Origin of the sequence: Rhizobium sp. H4 (genome assembly GCF_003013335.1) — a bacterium.
Taxonomy (GTDB): Bacteria; Pseudomonadota; Alphaproteobacteria; order Rhizobiales; family Rhizobiaceae; genus Rhizobium; species Rhizobium sophoriradicis.
In genome coordinates this window covers 1-2,716 of the sequence record NZ_PSOW01000042.1, presented here as the reverse complement: position 1 = coordinate 2,716, position 2,716 = coordinate 1, and the positions used below count along the sequence as shown (strand labels likewise).

Genomic DNA, 2,716 nt, shown 5'->3' with positions numbered 1-2,716 from the left:
GAAAACCAGCCAAGGTCGTCCTTGTCGCCATCATGCGCAAACTGCTCGTGCTGGCAAACTGTCTTCTCTCTCAGGATCGACTCTGGACCCCAAATCCACCTTGACAACCAACACAGATTCTCATCCGCCTGCCGGCACCTTCTCCCCGCCTGCGGGGAGAAGGGACTAGCGGCTACCTTTCTGTTCCTCGTTCACCTTCCGTAGGGCACGTCCCCTCTCCCCGCAGGCGGGGAGAGGGTTAGGGTGAGGGGCAGATATTTTGCGAGACCGCACTGCATCGACACTGGAAGAAGCCGAATATCACCCCGAAATCTTCGAGAAATCCGCAACCGTTCCCGTCGCTTCTCGGATCAGCCGGAGCAAAGCGAGGCGGTTGGCGCGGATGGCGGCGTCCTCGTCGTTGACCAGCACCTCTTCGAAGAAGCGGTCGACCGGGCCGCGCAGCTTGGACAGAGCTTCCATCGCCGAGCGGAAATCTTCCCCGGCCACGGCATCCGCCGCATCCTTCGAGGCAGCTGATATGGCGGCGAACAGTTCCTTCTCGGCGTCGAGCTTCAGGAGAGCCGGCGATACGCCGTCGGCAATGACCGTGCCCTTCTTTTCCTCGGCGGCGAGCAGTTGCGTCGCGCGCTTGGTGCCTGCAAGCAGGTTCTTGCCGTCTTCCGAGGTGATGAAGGCCGTCAGCGCTTCGACGCGGCGCGCCACCATCAAGAGGTCGTCGGCATCTGAAGTCAGCACGGCGTCGATGAGATCGTGGCGGGCGCCCTGATCGCGGAGATAGACCTTGAGGCGGTCGTGGAAGAAGGAGAGCAGGTCGCCATCCCTTGTCGTCGCCAGCAGCGGCAGGCGAACCCTTCGCTCCAGCAGGATCCTGACGACGCCGAGGGCTGCCCGCCGCAGCGCAAACGGGTCCTTGGAGCCGGTCGGCTTTTCGTCGATCGCCCAGAAGCCGGTCAGCGTGTCGAGCTTGTCGGCAAGCGCCAGCGTGATCGCCACCTTGTCTTCCGGCACCCGGTCGGACGGGCCTTGCGGCTTGTAGTGATCCTCGATCGCCGCCGCGACGGAGGCGTTTTCGCCCTGCAGCACCGCATATTTGCGGCCCATCAGGCCCTGCAGTTCGGGGAATTCGCCGACGGCTTCGGTGCGCAGATCGGCCTTGGCGAGTACGGCGGCGCGATCGGTGAGCGCCGCATCGGCGCCGGTGACGGCAGCCAATTCCTTGGCCAGCGCCCGGATGCGGGCGACACGCGCGCCCTGCGTGCCGAGCTTGGCATGGAAGGTCACGTCGAGAGCGTCGAGCTTGGCCATGCGCTGGTCGAGCGGCTTCTTCAGGTCGAGGCCGAACTTTGCCGCCGAAGCTGCGAGCGTTTCGAGATCCGGCAGGTTGCCCTGGTCGCGCTTCCAGAAATGCAGCGCGTCCGAAAGCCGGGCCCGCACCACCTTGCCGTTGCCGTGGACGATTTCCTTGCCGCCGTCATGCGCCTGGATGTTGGAGACGAGGATGAACCGGTTCGACAGCGTCTCCTCGCCCTGCTTGCGCGTGACGAAGCACTTCTGATTGGTCTTGATCGTCAGCCGGATGATTTCCGAGGGGATGGAGAGGTAATCCTCTTCGAAGGAGCCCATCAGCACCTGCGGCCATTCGACGAGGCCGGAGACTTCCTCCAGCAAGCCTTCATCCTCCACCAGCTCCAGCCCGTTGGCAAAGGCGATATCGCGTGCGTCGTGCAGGATGATGTCCTTGCGCCGCTCGGCATCGAGGATGACCTTGGCCTTCTCCAGGCTCGCCGCGTAATCGTCGAAGCGCCGGACGGTGATCGCCTCGGGCGTATGGAAGCGGTGGCCGTAGGTGATGTTGGAGGCGGTGATGCCGTCGATCTCGAAGGGGATGACGGTGGTTTCCTCATGTTCGGGGCCGAAGGTGCAGACGATCGATTGCAGCGGCCGCACCCAGCGCGACGCGCCGGACTTGGAGGAGGCCTTGCCCCAGCGCATCGACTTCGGCCAGGGAAAATCACGGATGATGCCGGGCATCACCTCGGCGACGATCTCTTCCGCCGCGCGGCCGGGCTTGGAGATGACCGCGACGTAGAAATCGCCCTTCTTCGGATCGCTGACCACCTGCGCCTCGGAGACCGAGGAAAGGCCGGCGCCGCGCAGAAAACCCTCGATCGCCTTCTCATTGGCGTCGGTGCGCGGCCCCTTGCGCTCTTCGCGCACGTCGGCCGAGCGCGCCGTCAGGCCATGAATGTCGAGCGCCAGCCGCCGCGGTGTCCAATATTCGCGCGCGCCCTCATAGGACAGACCCGCTTCGACAAGCGCATCGGTGACGAGCTTCTTCAGGTCGCCGGCAGCCTTGCGCTGCATGCGGGCCGGGATCTCTTCGGAGCGGAGTTCGAGAAGAAGGTTTGGCATGTCACACTTTTCCTTGCGCCCGCGGGCAGGGCGATCCAAAACGTTGCTTCTGCTATCAAAGAATGCCGCATCTGCACAACCGCAAAAACGGAAGAGAGCGACGGGGCAGGGGCGACCCTTCAGGCGTGTTGCCGTGTAGCCCCTCATCTGCCTGCCGGCATCTTCTCCCCGCTGGGGACTGTTGCAAAATGCTGAGAATATGATTCCGTTGTTTTTGAACGGAGATGATTTGGATGGCGGTGAAGCAGACGGGTCAATTCAGCTTTGTTGATGCGTTGTTGCCGCAGGCAGGCGGCAGCGG

General features: G+C 63.5%; 1 protein-coding gene and 1 pseudogene. One reads left to right on the top strand and one right to left on the bottom strand.

What is annotated here, in order from left to right:
• A pseudogene (locus C4N04_RS32645) lies at positions 1-104 on the top strand (IS110 family transposase); the annotation flags it as partial.
• Positions 105-300: 196 nt separating this feature from the next.
• Here C4N04_RS32645 and glyS read toward each other — a convergent pair.
• Positions 301-2,415, bottom strand: a complete 2,115-nt coding sequence (gene glyS, locus C4N04_RS31335) for a glycine--tRNA ligase subunit beta (protein ID WP_106797761.1) — start codon at positions 2,413-2,415, stop codon at positions 301-303.
• Positions 2,416-2,716: the final 301 nt, after the last annotated feature.

Bases quoted from the DNA above. Each gene is read 5' to 3' on its own strand.
- glyS (WP_106797761.1), bottom strand. From the start codon at position 2,415: ATGCCAAACCTTCTTCTCGAACTCCGCTCCGAAGAGATCCCGGCCCGC.